Annotated in this window: 19 protein-coding genes; 10 read left to right on the top strand and 9 right to left on the bottom strand. The window is 64.7% G+C overall.

All coding sequences use genetic code 11. The features are described from left to right. Positions 1 to 588: 588 nt before the first annotated feature. From ADBZ9O_RS26925 to ADBZ9O_RS26885, 9 genes are all read right to left on the bottom strand, one after another. Positions 589 to 1,113 (bottom strand): hypothetical protein, encoded by a 525-nt coding sequence (locus tag ADBZ9O_RS26925; RefSeq protein WP_526526205.1) that lies wholly within the window; start codon positions 1,111 to 1,113, stop codon positions 589 to 591. 97 nt (positions 1,114 to 1,210) lie between these two features. After that, positions 1,211 to 1,405, bottom strand: a complete 195-nt coding sequence (locus ADBZ9O_RS26920) for a hypothetical protein (protein WP_526526203.1) — start codon at positions 1,403 to 1,405, stop codon at positions 1,211 to 1,213. Further along, a complete protein-coding gene (locus ADBZ9O_RS26915; protein WP_526526201.1) occupies positions 1,402 to 1,635 on the bottom strand; it encodes a hypothetical protein in 234 nt (77 codons plus the stop codon). Before ADBZ9O_RS26915 ends, ADBZ9O_RS26920 begins: the two co-directional genes overlap by 4 nt. An 89-nt stretch (positions 1,636 to 1,724) precedes the next feature. After that, positions 1,725 to 2,249, bottom strand: a complete 525-nt coding sequence (locus ADBZ9O_RS26910) for a hypothetical protein (protein WP_526526199.1) — start codon at positions 2,247 to 2,249, stop codon at positions 1,725 to 1,727. A gap of 12 nt (positions 2,250 to 2,261) precedes the next feature. Next, positions 2,262 to 3,038: a hypothetical protein gene (locus ADBZ9O_RS26905; RefSeq protein WP_526526197.1), complete on the bottom strand. Its 777-nt coding sequence runs from the start codon at positions 3,036 to 3,038 to the stop codon at positions 2,262 to 2,264. Beyond that, the gene (locus tag ADBZ9O_RS26900; protein ID WP_526526195.1) at positions 3,035 to 3,241 is read right to left on the bottom strand and encodes a hypothetical protein; all 207 of its coding nucleotides are present in this window, start codon (positions 3,239 to 3,241) and stop codon (positions 3,035 to 3,037) included. Before ADBZ9O_RS26900 ends, ADBZ9O_RS26905 begins: the two co-directional genes overlap by 4 nt. Positions 3,242 to 3,460: 219 nt before the next feature. After that, complete coding sequence (locus tag ADBZ9O_RS26895) at positions 3,461 to 4,870, bottom strand: recombinase family protein (protein WP_526526193.1); 1,410 nt, start codon at positions 4,868 to 4,870, stop codon at positions 3,461 to 3,463. Further along, positions 4,776 to 6,101 (bottom strand): HNH endonuclease signature motif containing protein, encoded by a 1,326-nt coding sequence (locus ADBZ9O_RS26890; RefSeq protein WP_526526191.1) that lies wholly within the window; start codon positions 6,099 to 6,101, stop codon positions 4,776 to 4,778. Before ADBZ9O_RS26890 ends, ADBZ9O_RS26895 begins: the two co-directional genes overlap by 95 nt. 93 nt (positions 6,102 to 6,194) lie before the next feature. Next, positions 6,195 to 7,142: a DUF4344 domain-containing metallopeptidase gene (locus ADBZ9O_RS26885; RefSeq protein WP_526526189.1), complete on the bottom strand. Its 948-nt coding sequence runs from the start codon at positions 7,140 to 7,142 to the stop codon at positions 6,195 to 6,197. Positions 7,143 to 7,314: 172 nt separating this feature from the next. Between ADBZ9O_RS26885 and ADBZ9O_RS26880 the strand changes: the two genes are divergently transcribed. The 10 genes from ADBZ9O_RS26880 to groES all read left to right on the top strand — a co-directional run bounded on the left by ADBZ9O_RS26880 (position 7,315) and on the right by groES (position 16,104). Next, positions 7,315 to 8,748, top strand: a complete 1,434-nt coding sequence (locus ADBZ9O_RS26880) for an NAD(P)H-hydrate dehydratase (protein ID WP_526533546.1) — start codon at positions 7,315 to 7,317, stop codon at positions 8,746 to 8,748. A 19-nt stretch (positions 8,749 to 8,767) separates the two neighbouring features. Next, entirely contained in the window at positions 8,768 to 10,159 is a 1,392-nt protein-coding gene (gene gad / locus ADBZ9O_RS26875; RefSeq protein WP_526526187.1) for a glutamate decarboxylase, read from the top strand. A 36-nt stretch (positions 10,160 to 10,195) separates the two neighbouring features. Continuing rightward, complete coding sequence (gene alr, locus ADBZ9O_RS26870) at positions 10,196 to 11,401, top strand: alanine racemase (protein ID WP_526533544.1); 1,206 nt, start codon at positions 10,196 to 10,198, stop codon at positions 11,399 to 11,401. Positions 11,402 to 11,478: 77 nt separating this feature from the next. Then, a complete protein-coding gene (locus ADBZ9O_RS26865; protein WP_526533542.1) occupies positions 11,479 to 12,537 on the top strand; it encodes an alpha/beta fold hydrolase in 1,059 nt (352 codons plus the stop codon). Continuing rightward, on the top strand, positions 12,530 to 13,006 hold the full coding sequence (gene tsaE, locus ADBZ9O_RS26860; protein WP_526526186.1) for a tRNA (adenosine(37)-N6)-threonylcarbamoyltransferase complex ATPase subunit type 1 TsaE: 477 nt from the start codon (positions 12,530 to 12,532) through the stop codon (positions 13,004 to 13,006). Before ADBZ9O_RS26865 ends, tsaE begins: the two co-directional genes overlap by 8 nt. Next, on the top strand, positions 12,985 to 13,653 hold the full coding sequence (gene tsaB / locus ADBZ9O_RS26855; RefSeq protein WP_526526184.1) for a tRNA (adenosine(37)-N6)-threonylcarbamoyltransferase complex dimerization subunit type 1 TsaB: 669 nt from the start codon (positions 12,985 to 12,987) through the stop codon (positions 13,651 to 13,653). The genes tsaE and tsaB overlap by 22 nt, the downstream gene beginning before the upstream one ends. Beyond that, positions 13,650 to 14,129: a ribosomal protein S18-alanine N-acetyltransferase gene (gene rimI / locus ADBZ9O_RS26850; RefSeq protein ID WP_526526182.1), complete on the top strand. Its 480-nt coding sequence runs from the start codon at positions 13,650 to 13,652 to the stop codon at positions 14,127 to 14,129. The genes tsaB and rimI overlap by 4 nt, the downstream gene beginning before the upstream one ends. Continuing rightward, entirely contained in the window at positions 14,126 to 15,151 is a 1,026-nt protein-coding gene (gene tsaD, locus ADBZ9O_RS26845) for a tRNA (adenosine(37)-N6)-threonylcarbamoyltransferase complex transferase subunit TsaD (protein ID WP_526526181.1), read from the top strand. Before rimI ends, tsaD begins: the two co-directional genes overlap by 4 nt. After that, a complete protein-coding gene (locus tag ADBZ9O_RS26840) occupies positions 15,151 to 15,627 on the top strand; it encodes a nuclear transport factor 2 family protein (RefSeq protein ID WP_526526179.1) in 477 nt (158 codons plus the stop codon). The genes tsaD and ADBZ9O_RS26840 overlap by 1 nt, the downstream gene beginning before the upstream one ends. Positions 15,628 to 15,801: 174 nt before the next feature. Further along, positions 15,802 to 16,104: a co-chaperone GroES gene (gene groES / locus ADBZ9O_RS26835; protein ID WP_264068277.1), complete on the top strand. Its 303-nt coding sequence runs from the start codon at positions 15,802 to 15,804 to the stop codon at positions 16,102 to 16,104. Positions 16,105 to 16,201: the final 97 nt, after the last annotated feature.

Below are 16,201 nucleotides of genomic sequence, written 5' to 3'. Positions count from 1 at the left end.
CCGAATCTGGCTAGTTCTGGGCACTGTCATGTGCCGGCGGTGGCAAACCTGGTCGACAACGGACTGTAGATCGTCGTCTGGGAGTTTGAGTAGTTCTTCAACAAGATTCATGAGTTTTGGTTCTATTGTGGGTAAGGGCTGCCTGCAGCAGCAAACTAAAAAGTTTCACACGCGTGTGTAACTTCGGGTCTCCGGGACCCGAAGCCCGTCGACCACCTGCTGGTACAGCTCCGGCGATTCCCGGTGGAGGCGGTCGAGGGTGTAGGAACGGGAGTTGCCATGAGCATCAGAACTGACAATGTCAGCTTTGATCTTCGGCTCATCGGACTTCCGGTCCCCACCCCGCTTCTCTACCAACACTTCTCGCAACAGGCAGGATGCGTCGGGGTCGTCGACCGGCGACGCCGACAGGGAAGACCCGATGGCGTGGCCGGATGACTATTCACGGTCTAGGGTGCGGTACCCATTCGCCCGGCAGGGATGAAGATCTCAATACCTTTGAGGCGGGCGCGAAGCAGACCGCCCTAGAATCATCGGCGCGTAGATCATCGGCGGAACCCACACGGGTGTAGTGGGTTCCGCTGGAAATCAGAATGGCGGGGCGTCGTCCGGGACCATGACAGTGGTTTGCGGGCAGTACATTCGCCCGTCATCGGTATGGCCATGCGCCTGTCTCGGGTACCCACACTCCGGGCACCGAGTCCAGCCGTCAGGCTGGCTTAGATCATCAACCCGATGACTCTCATGGTCATCGGTTTTCTTTTGATCCTTAGGAGGTGCCGAGGAATCCTCGGCATACAGTGACGATGATTTCTCGGCACTGCCCCTCTCGGTGGTGTCGAGATCCACTGCCGATGATTTCTCGGCATAGACCCGACGTGCCCGGTTCAAAACGTACTCGTGCTTGTAGGTCCGCTTGCCGCTTGTGTACCTGTTGTGCATCAGCCATCCGCGGCCGACAAGATTCTTGATCGCTTTGGAAACGCGAATGCTGTTGGTGGGCCATCCCAGAGCCGCGGTGATCTGGCGCTGATTCACCTCCCGGCCATCTTTGAGCGACAGCAAATAGACGCCGACGCGGAAAGCATCTGACGTCAGTCGGTCGTCGAGCATCAGTGACTTCGGTGTCATGACGTAGTTGACCTTCGGGTGTTCTCCCAGAAGCTTCACCGTGGACCGTTCCGAATAGCCCATCTATCGGGCTCTCGTATCAGTGCTGTTGTTGTTCAATCGTCGTCATCTCCTTGCCCACCCGGGCATCATTTGACATGTCTTGCAGAGCGCGGCCTAGCGCCGCCATCTCATTTTCACGGAGCTTGATTCGGCTACTGCCCTGGATGATTTCAGCGCCGCCGGTCCTACGGGGCGAGACCCATATAGGGGTGCCGCCGAGGTCGATCTTCATGACGTGGCTGCCTGGCACTTCTGAATTGACCAGTAGTCGATCTTCTGGATAACCGAGATTGCCTCCCCGACGGTCATTCCCCGCGCAATGACGGCGTCGTAAAGCGCAATGCCCGCCTTGCGCTTGCGCTGGTGTTTGAGCGCGTCCTCACGGTGGCAGGCTGCGCACTGCCCGCTGTTCGTCCTGTCCTGTGGTCCGCGGATTTCGTGGCCACGCCCGCATGTGAACATGGGGATGCGATCTCCTTTGATAGGTGATTGATTGAATGAGTTCAAAAAAAGACGAGGGGAACATTTCCTTCTACTATCGCTACAGCGGCTTATTTCCCTGACCTGCTGGTTTTCCGATTCTGTGGCACAGTGTCTTTCCGACACTTTTTGCACCATGGGTGCAACCCATCCTTGGCGTCATTCTTCGGCGAGAACAACGGCAATCCTTTGGCCTGCTGACACCGCCCGCACACCTTGCGCCGTCCGTCATTGATGCCCAGCAGGGGGATATCCTCGGGCGGCGAATTCCCTTCTCCGACATGACGCATGAGCGCTTGGCGTTCCAACAGTCGCGGATTCCTGGCGCGGACATTCTCGTCGCCGTGCGTTATCGATGGCTCGATGTACTGCATTTTGGCGGGCTCAACGAGGATGGAATACGCAGAATCCTGTGTATCCCAGTCATTTCCAGGGTCGTACACTCTCAACTCTTCCATGGTGAGGTGCCCACCCTGGTACATCATCTTCTCGATATCCCTGTCGATGCTGCGCTTGTTGTCGCTCAACCCCTCGGTGAGGATCTTGTCGGCCAGGCGTTCCAGGTCAGGGTCCCTGCCGTGCTTGACCTCGGTCATGCCATCCCGGCGTCAGTCATCCTGCCGCCGTTCCAGTTCGTCGGCGACTTCCAATAGCATCTGCGCCATCGCGCGGATTTCATGCGGCGTTTGAAGTTCGATGTGATTTTCTATTTCGACGTGCCAACCGACAGCGCCTGAGTGGTCCTGGATTCCTAGGACGGCTACATCGAGCGTAACGTCCCACATTCGCGCGACGATAAATCGCGCGGCATCGTCATTGTCGTTGTTTAGGTGGTAGTCGTAGTCCCACTCGTCAACTTGGATGACATCTGCCGGCGCGGCGACGTGAGCGTACTTCTTCTGTGCCGGAACACGTTCCGGCTTCGGCGCAGGAGGCCGCTTATCGAGATCATGTAGGGGTGAGAGGTCGTCAACCCCGCTCTGGGCTTTCACTAGCGCTTCGGCTACACGCGGGGTCTTGCCGGGTGCCTGACTGGTAAGCCCGACGGGTGTCCCATTTGGGACAGGTGACAGCTCACGCTGGACGGTGCTCTTGCCCAGGCCCGTCGCCGAGGCGATTGCACGTACCGACAGCCCATGGTCGCGCAGTGACAACACCGTGGCTCCGCGCTCCTCACGTGGGAGCCGCAACAGTGCAGCGTGGAACTCCTTCCCGCAGTATGAGTCCCACGACGCATATCCCATTACCTGCCAGGCGCGTTCGGTGTACGCACGCTTGATCAGCTCCCAGTCCCGTTGCAGGTTGGTGCGGATCTCGGCCGTCAGCGAACGTGCCTCGGACGGGGTCAACATCAGCTCGGCGTCAATGGTATCGGTCTCGGTCACTGAGCCAGCTCCCAGTCGGTGCGGTGGGTGCCGGCCGCATCGCCGATCCGCGATTTGCCGCCCCGCGACCGCAGGAACTCGGCATAGCGCTCTTCCCGCACGGGCCGGAACAGCTCGTAGAGCTTCGCCCGCGTCGCCTCGGAAAACGGTGGCGCCTGGGCCACCAGCTCATCGAGGTAGGCATCGTACTCATCATCGGTCATCGTTGTTTTCTCCAGGGGGAATCAACAAACCCACCCCGGACATGTAGTCCAGGGTGGGTGTGCGGTCGTATCTATTTAGTTGCGCGACAGTCGATTAACGCGCGTGGTCCCCGTCGAGGTTCTTTGGGTCTACTGGGGATCTATGGATCAAACTGTAGACGGCCCTCGCCCGATTGCATATAGGCAAACGGTCCCGATAGTGGGATCTTTTCGGCACGATCACAGCTTGTACCGAATCCCCTCGGCCACCCGCTCCTTCTTGAAGACGTGGCCACCCTTGCCGACCGGCTGTACGGTCACCTCCATGATCAGATTGAGGATTGTGCGGTAGCGGTCTTGAGACTTTGACAACACGCGCTCAACATCTCCGGCGACTTCCGGTGTCCCTAGATTCTCCAAATCGGCCAGGGCCTCGACCATGTTCTCATCCTCCCGTAGGCGCTCGATGGCCTGCAGCCTGTCGTTGATTCGAGCAGTCGCCCGCTGTGCCTGCGGTCCGGTCAGCAGTCCGTCGGCGCGCTCGTCGGCAATCTCATCGAGACGATCCGCCAACGTCAAACCCTCAGCTTGCAGCGCCTCAAGCTCTGGCGAGTCTTGTTCGCGTTTCCGGCGAAGCTCGACGGCATCGGGTCGCGCCAACCGCTTGATCAGCGCACGTTTTATCATCGGTTCGACATGTTCGGCGCGGATGCTGCACCCGCGACATGTCTTGCAGGCGTAGGTAATTACGTGCGATTTCGGAGCACCCTTGTTCGCCTGCATCACCCACTGCCCCGACAAGTAGCCATCGCACCCCTGCTTGCCGCATCGCATCATCCCGGTCAAGAGATGTTGACGAACGGACTTTGGACCCGGCTTACGCGCATCGGCGTTGAGAACGAATTGCGCTGCCCGCCACATGTCCTCATCCACCAACGGCGGCCATGTACCCTTGCCGACGATCTCGCCCCGGTGGGCGCGGAGCCCCGCGTTCCTCGGGGCACGCAGGAACAGGCTAACCGTGGACCGTGACCACGGCTTGCCGTTAAGGCCGTGTTTACCGGCCGCGTTGAAGATGTCGGCCACGTCCTTGAGCGAAGCGCCGGCCACGATTGCGGCGTAACCCTCTTTCACGAGCGGCGCAACGGTGGGGTCCACCCCGTAGGTGTCTTCGACGTAGCCGAAGGCCCGCCGCCACTGTGGGCGGCCCTGCTCGGCTTTCTGCCGGGCGGCGCGACGCTGCCGCTCCGCCTTGTGTTCAGATTCGTTGACCGCGACTGATCCGAGGATCGTCGCCAACATCTTGCCGGTTGCAGTTGAGAGATCGAGGTCGCCTCCGTTGACGGTACGGATCTCGATGTTTCCGGCCACTTCGAACAGGCGCACAAGATCTTTCAGCGACCGGTATAACCGATCGGTGTGCCAGCAGATTAGGGCGTCGATCTCGCCGCGCCTCATCGCCGCAAGCATCGCCTCGAAGCGTGGTCGCGTCTTGCCGGAAAATGCGCTGAGATCGTTGTCGTCGAAGTGCTCGGCGACGGTCCACCCCAGCCGGTCAGCGAGTTCCTGACAGTCGTCTAGCTGGCGCTGAACGCCAAGGCGCTGGCCGGACTTGTCGAGGCTGATGCGGGTGTAGATCGCGGCACGCATTACTAGAGTGTACTTTGCGCAATCGACTGTGATGTCGGCAAAGACATTTGAGATTGGAGGCGTGGGTGGCGCCCCCGTCGTTGTAGGGCACGCTGTGGTCGACGTCGCAGTAGACGGAGGGGCGGTCGCAGTTGGGGAACCGACAGGTCAGATCGCGGAAGCGGACATACTCGTCGAGTGCGGTGGACGGCCGGTATTGCGGTTCCGGGGGCCGAATGCCGGGGTGGTACAGCGGTTTGACGGTGGCCCCGTTGTAGATGAGCTCGGCCAGCAACGGGGTGGGGATGACACCGCGGCCGACGACCAGGGCCGCACCCGCGGTTTTGGGTGCGGGCGTATCGGCGGTCGACGAGCCGACAGTAACAGGACCGGAGCTGAAGTGGCCGGATGTTTCGGGGTCTGCGGGGGTGTGCAGGGCGGGCGCGTCGGCGACGACATGAATGAGGATGTTGCTGCGCTGCAAAGACTTTCCCGCCACCGGACAGGTGGGGCTGCCGCATCGGCAGGCCAGGGTGTCTGCGCCGGCGACGAGTGCGCCGACAGCGTCGGCGCGGCGTTGGGGGATGGTGCGGGGGTCATCGGGGCAGACTGTGTGGGCGAGTTCGATGAGTCGTCGATCTAAAGCTGCGGCGTCGGGAGTCAGGAGTGAGCCCCAGAAGCTGGTGGTGCCTGCGGCGTCGTCGGGGGTGCCGATCACGACGTCGCGGCCCCTGGCAGTCGCGCGGGTGCGTCGGATGGCGCCGGGGTCATGCCGATCGATCCAGAAGTCGATGGCCTCTTCGGTTTTGCGTTGGGAGAGCGGACCCCAGGTGGTGATGTCAGCGGCGAGGGCTTGATCGACCAACGCCACAGCGTGAGGGTCGTGGATCAGGCCGGTGCGCTCGACGATGGTGTAGGCCAGCCAGTAGCCGATGGTGCCGGCGGCCAACAGGGCGCCGACGCGGGGCAGGCGGTGTCGGAGGGCGAGGGCGATCTGCATTTGGCCGGACGTGACCCCGCGGGTGGCGCCATAGGCGGCGCTGATTTCTGCGGTGGCCGCATCCCAGGTGTCGCAGGCCCAGTATTCGCGGATGTCGGTGCCGGGATCGGAACCGGGGGCGCCGCAGCGGCGGGTGGTGAGTTCGGCGATCGCGGCGATACGCCGCGCGGTGGCGGCGGCTTCTTCGCGGGTGGCTGCGGTGATGGCTGCGGCGACCGCGCCGTCATCGAGCGATCCGAACTCTTCGAACATACGTACGACTCTAGGGTTGTCCGATGACCGAATTCGGCACCCGTTGACCACGGCCAGCCGGGTCTGTGGATGAAACCCGAACTGTGGATAACCCTATTTCCAGTGCGGCGCCAGTAGCGTGCTCCATGCCCGGGTCAGCTGGTTGTATTCGTCCTCGCACCCGCCGGCGCGATCCTCAGGAAGTGCGTCGGGGCCGACGATATCGGCATTTCCCGCCGGGTCGGAGCCGTAGACCCAGCATTCGAAGTTGAACATGCGGGCCTGATCGAGGCTGTGCACATCCGCGAGCGCACCTTCGGCAGCCGGGTCTTGCTCCTTGGCGGAGATCGCGTACCACTCGGCGGTGTCTTTGGCGGACTCGACGAAGTCGGGGTTGAACTTGCCGTCGGCGTCACGCTGTAAGAGGGCAAAGGCTGCCATCTGGTCGGCGACATCCTCCTCGCGTCCGGTGACGGGCAGGCCATAGATATCGATGACCATGTGGCCGAGTTCGTGATAGAACGCGCCGATCGCGACCCTGCGCGCGACTGCTTCGGGGTCGGGATCCTTGGCCTCGGTGAAGAGGTTGAGGCTGTAATCGACGTCTTCGTAACAAAGGGTCATCGTTTTATCCTCGGGGGACCAAAAATCGTTGGCCACCCCGCACTCCTCGCCGAGCAACGGAATGTCGTAGGGCAACTTCAGCGAATCGTTGATGTCTTTGGCCAGACCCTCGAGCAGATGGGTCTTCTGCATCAGGTCGCGGCCCCTGATCGCCTCGGGTGTGGTGGCATCCCCGTAGGTCACGATCATCTGCCCGTCGGTGGCTTCGTCATCCGGCAGCGCCGTGGCTTCCGCAACGCCGGTCAACGCATTGGGCGTGTCCCCGATACCGGCAGCCTGAGCCGCCTGCGAGGTCGGTGACTTGGCGGACGGTGGTGCGGCGTCGCCCCTCCCACCGCTGCCAGTGGCCCCGCACGCCGAGACAACCAGGGCCGCGGCCGCGACTGTCGCGGCCAGCTTTGGCCCAGCATGCCGACCTACCGACGATGATCCAGCCATCTCGCCATCCCCTTGGAGCCCTCACGCCTGAACGCCCTAGCGCTAAACCGTAAGCGTCGGCAACGAATAGGTCAGCAGATTCACCGAATGTGCGCTGGGGCGAACGCCGACCGTATTCAGATTCGCCACGTAACCTGTGTGGCGCGTGGCAAGGGCGAGTGGACGGGGGCTGATGCGGCACTACTACAGCGCCGACGCGATACGTGACGCCGAAGCCCCGCTCCTGGCCAGTCTGCCGGAAGGCGTGCTGATGCGCCGCGCGGCCTACGGCCTGGCCACGGTGGTCGCCGCCGAGCTCACACGTCGCACCACCGGCCTGGCCGGGCGTCGGGTGTGCGCGATCGTTGGGTCCGGAGACAACGGCGGCGACGCCCTGTGGGCAGCGACATTGTTGCGACGCCGTGGCGTCGCGGCCGATGCCATCCTGCTCAACCCCGAGCGCACTCACGCTGCGGCGCTGGGGGCATTCCGTCGCGCGGGTGGCCGGGTGGTGCAAAGTGTTTCGAACACAACAGATCTGGTGCTCGACGGGGTGGTGGGAATTTCGGGCTCAGGCCCGTTGCGGCCCGCCGCCGCAGCCATCTTCGAGCAACTCCAGATCCCGGTGGTCGCCGTTGACATTCCCAGCGGGGTCGATGTCCAGACCGGTGCCGTCACCGGACCTGCGGTGCGCGCCGCGCTGACGGTCACCTTCGGCGGTCTCAAACCGGTGCACGCACTGGCCGACTGCGGACGTGTCGAGCTCGTCGATATCGGTCTGGAACTCCCGCCGACCGACATCCTGGGTTTCGAGGCTGCGGACGTAAGCGCCAGGTGGCCGGTACCCGGCCCTAAAGACGATAAGTACAGCCAAGGTGTGACCGGCGTGCTGGCCGGTTCGTCGACCTATCCTGGCGCGGCGATTCTGTGCAGCGGTGCCGCGGTGGCAGCCACCTCCGGCATGGTTCGGTACGCGGGAACCGCTGCGGCCGAGGTGGTTTCGCATTGGCCCGAGGTAGTCGCCGCGCAAAGCGCGGCAGCTGCCGGCCGGGTGCAGGCCTGGGTGGTCGGGCCGGGACTCGGCACCGACGAGGCAGGTGCGAACGCACTGACTTTCGCCCTGGACACCGATGTGCCCGTCATCGTCGACGCCGACGGGCTGACCATGGTGGCCGCTCATCCCGATCTGGTGCGCAACCGCACGGCACCCACGGTGCTGACGCCACACGCCGGGGAATACGCCCGACTGGCCGGCCACCCACCCGGTGCTGACCGGGTCGGCGCGGCCCGCGCCCTGGCCGACGCGTACGGGGCGACCGTGCTCCTCAAGGGCAATGTCACGGTGATCGCCGACCCCGGCGGTCCGGTGTATCTCAGTCCGGCCGGGCAATCGTGGGCCGCCACGGCAGGATCGGGAGATGTGCTCTCCGGTGTCATCGGTGCGCTGCTTGCCGCAGGCCTGCCTCCCGGGGAAGCTGCAGCGGCGGCCGACTTCATCCACGCACGGGCTGCCGGAATGTCGGCGGCCGACCCGGGACCGGCCGCCGTGCCCACGTCAGCGTCACGAATTCGCGCCCACATCAGAGCAGCGATCGCATCGTTGCAACCCGCACCAACCCCCACCTGACCCACTAGGAGAAACATCCATGACACGCAAGCGCACGCCGTCGGCGACGATTTCGCCCGCCTACACCGGCCGGCTGTCCACCGCGCCCATCCCGTCGTTGCGCATGCCGGATGAATGCATGGACCCCCAAGCCGCATACCGCTTCATCCACGACGAGCTCATGCTCGACGGCAGCTCCCGGCTCAATCTCGCGACCTTCGTCACGACCTGGATGGACCCCGAGGCCGAGAAGCTGATGGCCGAGACGTTCGACAAGAACATGATCGACAAGGACGAATACCCGGCGACTGCGGCCATCGAGCAGCGCTGCGTGTGTATGGTCGCCGACCTGTTCCATGCCGAGAACCTGCGTGATGACGATCCGAGCACCGCCGTCGGCGTCTCCACGGTGGGTTCCAGCGAGGCCGTGATGTTGGCCGGGCTGGCGATGAGCTGGCGGTGGCGCGCCAAGGTCGGCGACGGAAAGGACGGTTGGCGCACCCGCACGCCGAACCTGGTGATGGGATCCAACGTCCAGGTGGTCTGGGAGAAGTTCTGCCGGTACTTCGATGTCGAACCCATCTACCTCCCGATGGAGGAGGGGCGTTATGTCATCACCCCGGAACAGGTTCTCGGAGCGGTCACCGAAGACACCATCGGTGTGGTCGGCATCCTCGGCACCACCTACACCGGCGAACTCGAACCGATCGCGGAGATCTGCGCGGCACTGGACAAGCTGGCTGCCGACGGCGGTCCAGATGTGCCGGTGCACGTCGATGCGGCCAGTGGCGGTTTCGTCGTGCCCTTCCTGCATCCCGACGTGATCTGGGATTTCCGGCTGCCGCGGGTGGTGTCGATCAATGTCAGCGGCCACAAATACGGGCTGACGTACCCGGGCATCGGCTTCGTCGTATGGCGCAGCGCCGAATACCTGCCGGAAGAGTTGGTGTTCCGGGTCAACTATCTCGGCGGTGATATGCCCACGTTCACCCTGAACTTCTCCAAGGGGGGCAATCAGGTTGTCGGGCAGTATTACAACTTCATCCGGCTCGGCCGCGCGGGCTACGGCCAGGTGATGTCGGCGTTGTCGAGTACGGCGCGTTGGTTCGGCGATCAACTCCGCGAGAGCGAGCATTTCGAGCTCATCTCGGACGGGTCGGCGATCCCGGTGGTCAGCTTCCGGCTCAAGGGCAACCGTGGCTACACCGAATTCGACGTCTCGCACTCTCTGCGGTCTTTCGGCTGGCAGGTGCCCGCGTACACGATGCCCGATAACGCCACCGACGTCACGGTGCTGCGCGTCGTCGTTCGCGAAGGTTTCTCCAGTGACTTGGCCAGGTCACTGAAGGACGACATTCTGACCGTGCTGAAGACCCTCGACGAGCTGCAGCCCGACGGACATTTCGACACTCTGCAGCCCTTCTCACACTGACGTCCTGACCCTCGTTGGGGGTCTCGTTTGGGATCCCTGCGGCCAGTTCTGGGACAATCGACGATGGTGACCATGACCATGCCCCCAGAACCCGTAACGACGGCCCTGACCAGCCCGGCTACCCCGCAAGCGGTGGTCGACCTCAACGCGATCGCGCACAACGTGCGCGTGTTGGCGCAGCACGCCGGCAATGCGGCGGTGATGGTGGTGGTCAAAGCCGACGGTTACGGACACGGCGCCGCCCGGGTGGCGCAGGCCGCGGTCGCGGCCGGCGCGGCCGAGCTGGGTGTCGCCACCGTCGACGAAGCCGTGGCGTTGCGCCGGGACGGGGTCACCGCGCCGGTGCTGGCGTGGTTGCACCCGCCGGGCACCGATTTCGCGCCTGCGGTCGCGGCCGATGTTCAGATCGCGGTGTCGTCGGTGCGCCAACTCGACGAACTGCTCGATGCGGTGACCCGCACCGGCACCACGGCGACGGTCACCGTCAAGGTCGATACCGGGTTGAACCGCAACGGGGCCAAGGGTGAGGAGTACCCGGCTCTGCTGAGTGCACTGCGGCGCGCGGGAGATGACGGGGCGATCCGGATCCACGGGCTGATGTCGCACCTGGCCCACGGAGACGAACCAGCGCACCCCACCAATGACCTGCAGGCGCAGCGCTTCACTGAGATGGCCGCCTACGCCCGTGCCCACGGCGTCGACTTCAACGTGATCCACCTGGCCAATTCGCCCGCGACGCTGACGCGCCCCGACCTGGCCTTCGATATGGTCCGCCCCGGTGTCGCGGTCTACGGGCTGAACCCGGTTCCCGAGCGGACTGATCTCAATCTGATACCCGCGATGACGCTGAAAAGTCCTGTCGCAGGGGTTAAATCACTTCAGGCGGGCGAAGGTGTGTCCTACGGGCACACCTGGATCGCCGAGGCGGATACCTCGGTGGCTCTGATACCGCTCGGTTATGCCGACGGGGTGTTCCGCGCCCTGAGCGGCCGCTTCGATGTGTTGATCAACGGCCGATTGCGGCGCAACGTCGGACGAATCTGCATGGACCAGTTCGTGGTCGATCTCGGGCCGGGCCCGGTCGATGTCGCCGAGGGTGATGACGCCGTGTTGTTCGGGCCGGGGACGGCCGGGGAGTCGACGGCCCAGGACTGGGCTGATCTGCTGGGCACGATCCACTACGAGGTGGTCACCAGCCCGCGTGGCCGGATCAGACGGACCTACCGCGAGGTCGGCGGTTGAGCGCCGAGGGAACTGCGCAGGGTGCGGATACCCCGCACGGGCACCGCGGTCGCAAGCGTGCCCCCTGGCTGGCGGGCATTGCCGGGCTCGGTGCCGTGGGTACCGTCGCCGGACTATCCGTCGCCCGCTCGGTGACGCGCCGCACTCCAGCCGAAGATCCCTATCTGGGTGAGGATTTCGATCTGCTCGGCGCCGATCGTGGCGGTGTGGTGACCACGCCCGACGGGATCGATCTGGTGGTCCGCGAGGTCGGGCCGAAAGATGCGGCGACGACGGTGATCTTCGCCCACGGTTTTTGCCTGCGGATGGGTGCCTGGCACTTCCAGCGCCAGCGGCTGGCACTGGACTTCGGCGATCAGGTCAGGATGGTGTTCTACGACCAGCGGGGCCATGGCCAGTCCGGTGACGGGCCGTCGGAGAGCTACACCGTGCCGCAGTTGGGACGGGACCTCGAAACTGTGCTGGCGGTGATGGCGCCCCGCGGTTCGGTGGTGCTCGTCGGACACTCGATGGGCGGGATGACAGTGCTCTCCCATGCCCGTCAGTTCCCGCATCGCTATGGCACTCACGTTGTCGGCGCCGCGATCATCTCCTCTGCGGCAGAAGGATTATCGCGATCACCGCTGGGTGAGATCCTGCAGAATCCCGCGCTGGAGGCCGCACGCTTCGCGGCCCGCTACGCGCCGAAACTGGTGCACCGCGGCCGCGGTGCAGTGCGGTCGGTGCTCGGGCCGATCCTGCAGGCCGCCTCGTATGGGGATCAGCATGTCAGCCCCACCGTCGTGGCGTTCTCGGAGGAGATGATCCACGACACCTCGGTGCGCACCATGGTCGAATTCCTGCACGCCCTTGAGGTGCACGACGAGTCCGCCGCGCTGCCGGTGCTGGCGAAAATCCCCACCCTGGTCGCCTGCGGTGATGCTGATGTGTTGACGCTGCCGGAGAACTCCGAGGAGATGGTGGCGCAACTACCCAAGTCGGAGTTGCTGATCGTCGGCGGTGCCGGTCACCTGGTGCAGCTGGAGCAGCCCGACATCATCGACGACGCGTTGGTACGTCTGGTCGAGCGCGCCACACCGAGCAAGTTGGTAGCGCTGACGCGGCGACTGCGGGATCGGACGCGGCCCCGTGGATGAGGACATCCGGGTGGTCGAAGGTTCCGCGCAACTCGCCGGCCCCGAGGACACCAGGGCGCTGGGCGAACAGCTGGGCCGTGGACTCAAAGCCGGGGACGTGGTGGTGCTGTCTGGCCCATTGGGTGCCGGGAAGACCGTGTTGGCCAAGGGAATTGCCGCGGCCATGGAGGTCGAGGGGCCCGTCACCTCGCCCACCTTCGTTTTGGCCCGGCTGCACCGGGCGCGTCGGCAGGGGGCGCCGGCCATGGTGCACGTCGATGTCTACCGGCTGCTCGATCACGCTGCGGCCGACCTGCTCGCCGAGCTCGATTCCCTGGATCTCGATACCGATCTCGACGACGCGGTCGTCGTGGTGGAGTGGGGTGAGGGGTTGGCCGAGCGGCTCTCCGACCGACATCTGGACATCCGGTTGGAGCGCGGCGAAAACTCCGAGGAGCGCACGGCGATATGGCGTTGGAGTACACCGTGACGCGGGTGGTTCTGGCGATCGATACCGCCACCCCCGCGGTGACCGCGGGCATCGTCCGCATCGACGGCGCATCGCCGGCGAACATCGAGGTACTGGCCGAACGCATCACCGTGGACGCGCGCGCGCACGCGGAGTGTCTGACACCCAATGTGATTGCTGCCCTGGCTGATTGCGGACTGACGATGGTCGATCTGACCGGTGTCGTGGTGGGGTGCGGGCCTGGGCCGTTCACCGGGCTGCGTGTCGGGATGGCCACCGCGGCGGCCTACGGTCACGCGCTGGGCGTACCGGTGCATGGCGTCTGCAGCCTCGATGCGATCGGTGGCCAGACGACCGGTGAGGTGTTGGTGGTGACCGATGCCCGCCGCCGCGAGGTGTACTGGGCGCGCTACCACGACGGGGTCCGCGTGGACGGCCCTGCTGTCGGTGCTGCCGCTGACGTGCCCGTCGGTGCGGCCACTGCGGTGGCGGGCTCACCCGAGCATGCCGGCCTCTTCGACTTGTCCCGGCTCGCCGGCACCTGCCCGACCTCGGCGGGTCTGGTTGCCGCCGTTGCTGATTGGGATCGCGAGCCGGATCCGCTGGTGCCGATGTACCTGCGCAGGCCGGACGCCAAGACCCTGGCGGAGAGGCAGGCGTCGCGATGACCAACAGCCTGGAGCCCGTGACGATCGACGCGCTCACCCGTGCCGATGCGGACCGGTGCGCGGAGCTCGAAGCGCTCCTGTTCGACGGCGATGACCCTTGGCCGGCCACGGCATTTCTCGGCGAGCTCGCGGCGGGACACAATCACTACATCGCTGCCCGCGACGGTCAACACGTGGTGGGTTACGGCGGGATCGCGCGCCTGGGCAGGCGCGCACCGTTCGAATATGAGGTGCACACCATCGGCGTCGACCCGGCATACCAGGGGCGCGGCGTCGGCAGGGCGCTGCTGGATGAGCTGCTCGCCTTCGCCGAAGGCGGCACGGTGTTTTTGGAAGTGCGCACCGATAACGTCCCCGCGATCACCCTCTACGAACGCAACGGGTTCGTCACCGTGGGCCTGCGTAAACGCTATTACCAGGTCAGCGGGGCGGACGCCTACACAATGCGGCGGCAACCGGTCGGAGACAGCCCATGACGATCATCCTGGCGATCGAGAGTTCCTGCGACGAGACCGGCGTCGGTATCGCCCGCCTGGACGCCGACGGGACGGTGACCCTGCTGGCCGACGAGGTGGCCTCCAGCGTCGACGAACACGCACGATTCGGTGGGGTGGTACCCGAAATCGCGTCGCGGGCGCACCTGGAGGCGCTCGGTCCGACGATGCGCAGGGCGCTGGAGACTGCCGGGGTGAGCAAACCCGATGTCGTCGCCGCCACCATCGGCCCGGGACTTGCCGGCGCGCTGTTGGTGGGAGTGGCTGCGGCCAAGGCGTATTCGGCGGCCTGGGGCGTCCCGTTCTACGCCGTCAACCATCTCGGTGGACACCTGGCCGCCGACGTCTTCGACCACGGACCGCTGCCGGAAAGCGTGGGTCTGCTGGTCTCCGGCGGCCACACCCACCTGCTGCACGTCCGGTCGCTGGGGGAGCCGATCATCGAAATCGGGACCACCGTCGATGACGCGGCGGGGGAGGCCTATGACAAGGTCGCGCGCCTGTTGGGGCTGGGCTACCCGGGTGGCAAGGTGCTCGACGACCTCGCCCGCACCGGTGACTCAGGCGCAATTGTGTTCCCGCGCGGGATGACCGGGCCGCGTGATGACCGCAACGCCTTCAGTTTCTCCGGTCTGAAAACGGCGGTGGCCCGCTATGTCGAGAAGAATCCGGATGCGTCGACCGCGGATATCGCCGCCGGTTTCCAGGAGGCGGTCGCCGACGTCCTGACGATGAAAGCGGTCAGGGCCGCCACCGAACTGGGAGTGTCGACCCTGATCATCGCAGGCGGGGTGGCCGCCAACTCCAGGCTGCGTGAACTCGCCGAAGAGCGCTGTGCCGCAGCCGGATTGACGCTGCGGGTACCGCGTCCGCGGCTGTGCACCGATAACGGCGCGATGATCGCCTCATTCGCCGCGCACCTGGTGGCCGCGGGGGCGAAACCGTCGCAGTTGGGGGTGGCCACGGACCCTGGTCTGCCGGTCATCCAGGGCCAGGTGGCGTGATGAGCGATTCGTCTGATCGCCTCGCCGTGACTGAGCTGCTCTACCGATATGCGGAATTGGTCGACGCAGGCGATTTCGACAATGTCGGCGTCCTGCTGGCCCGTTGCACCTTCGTCAATACTCAATCGCCGCCGGTCTCCGGCGCAACGGCAATCGCGGAATTTCTCACCGACAACATTCGCCGCTACCCAGATGCCGGCAACACCCCGCGGACCCGGCACCTGGTGCTCAACCCCATCGTCGAGGTCAGTGGGAGCCGAGCCAATGCCCGCTCCACTTTCTGCGTCGTCCAGCAGACTCAGGGGACGCCTCTGCAGCCGATAGTGGTCGGCCGCTACCAGGACGCATTCGCCCGAGACGAGAGCGGTTGGCACTTCACCACCCGAGAGGTGGACCTCGAGATGATGGGCGATATCTCCGCCCATTTGATGGTCCAATCGGACGTCCCAGGCCAAGAGCCTTCGGCCCGCCCTTGAGGACTGGCACTCGCGTGTATAGAGTGCTAGTCGGCAGGCGGACAACCCCAGTGTCGGCTCCCGCGACGACGACGCAGGGACATGGACGAATGCCGACACCTGTAATGCTCGAAATTGTGTGAGGCCTCGGGAACAACCCGAGCCACATCCTGAATCTAGTGAAGGGGCTCCATCGTGGCGAGCGTCAATATCAAGCCACTCGAGGACAAGATCCTCGTTCAGGCCAACGAGGCCGAGACCACGACCGCATCTGGTCTGGTCATCCCCGACACCGCCAAGGAGAAGCCGCAGGAAGGCACCGTCGTTGCAGTTGGCCCCGGCCGCTGGGACGAAGATGGCGAGAAGCGGATTCCACTGGACGTGTCGACTGGCGACGTCGTGATCTACAGCAAGTACGGCGGCACCGAAATCAAGTACGGCGGCGAGGAGTACCTCATCCTCTCGGCACGCGACGTGCTGGCTGTCGTCTCCAAATAATTCGACCGTGATCCGCCCCGGACGTCCCCGCATAGCCATGCGGGCGATGTCCGGGGCGGCGCACGTTTTGCCACCAATTCCGCACACGGAAAGACAT

The sequence above is a fragment of the Mycobacterium sp. genome (assembly GCF_965229105.1).
GTDB lineage: Bacteria > Actinomycetota > Actinomycetes > Mycobacteriales > Mycobacteriaceae > Mycobacterium.
This window is presented reverse-complemented; position numbering and strand designations above follow the sequence as displayed.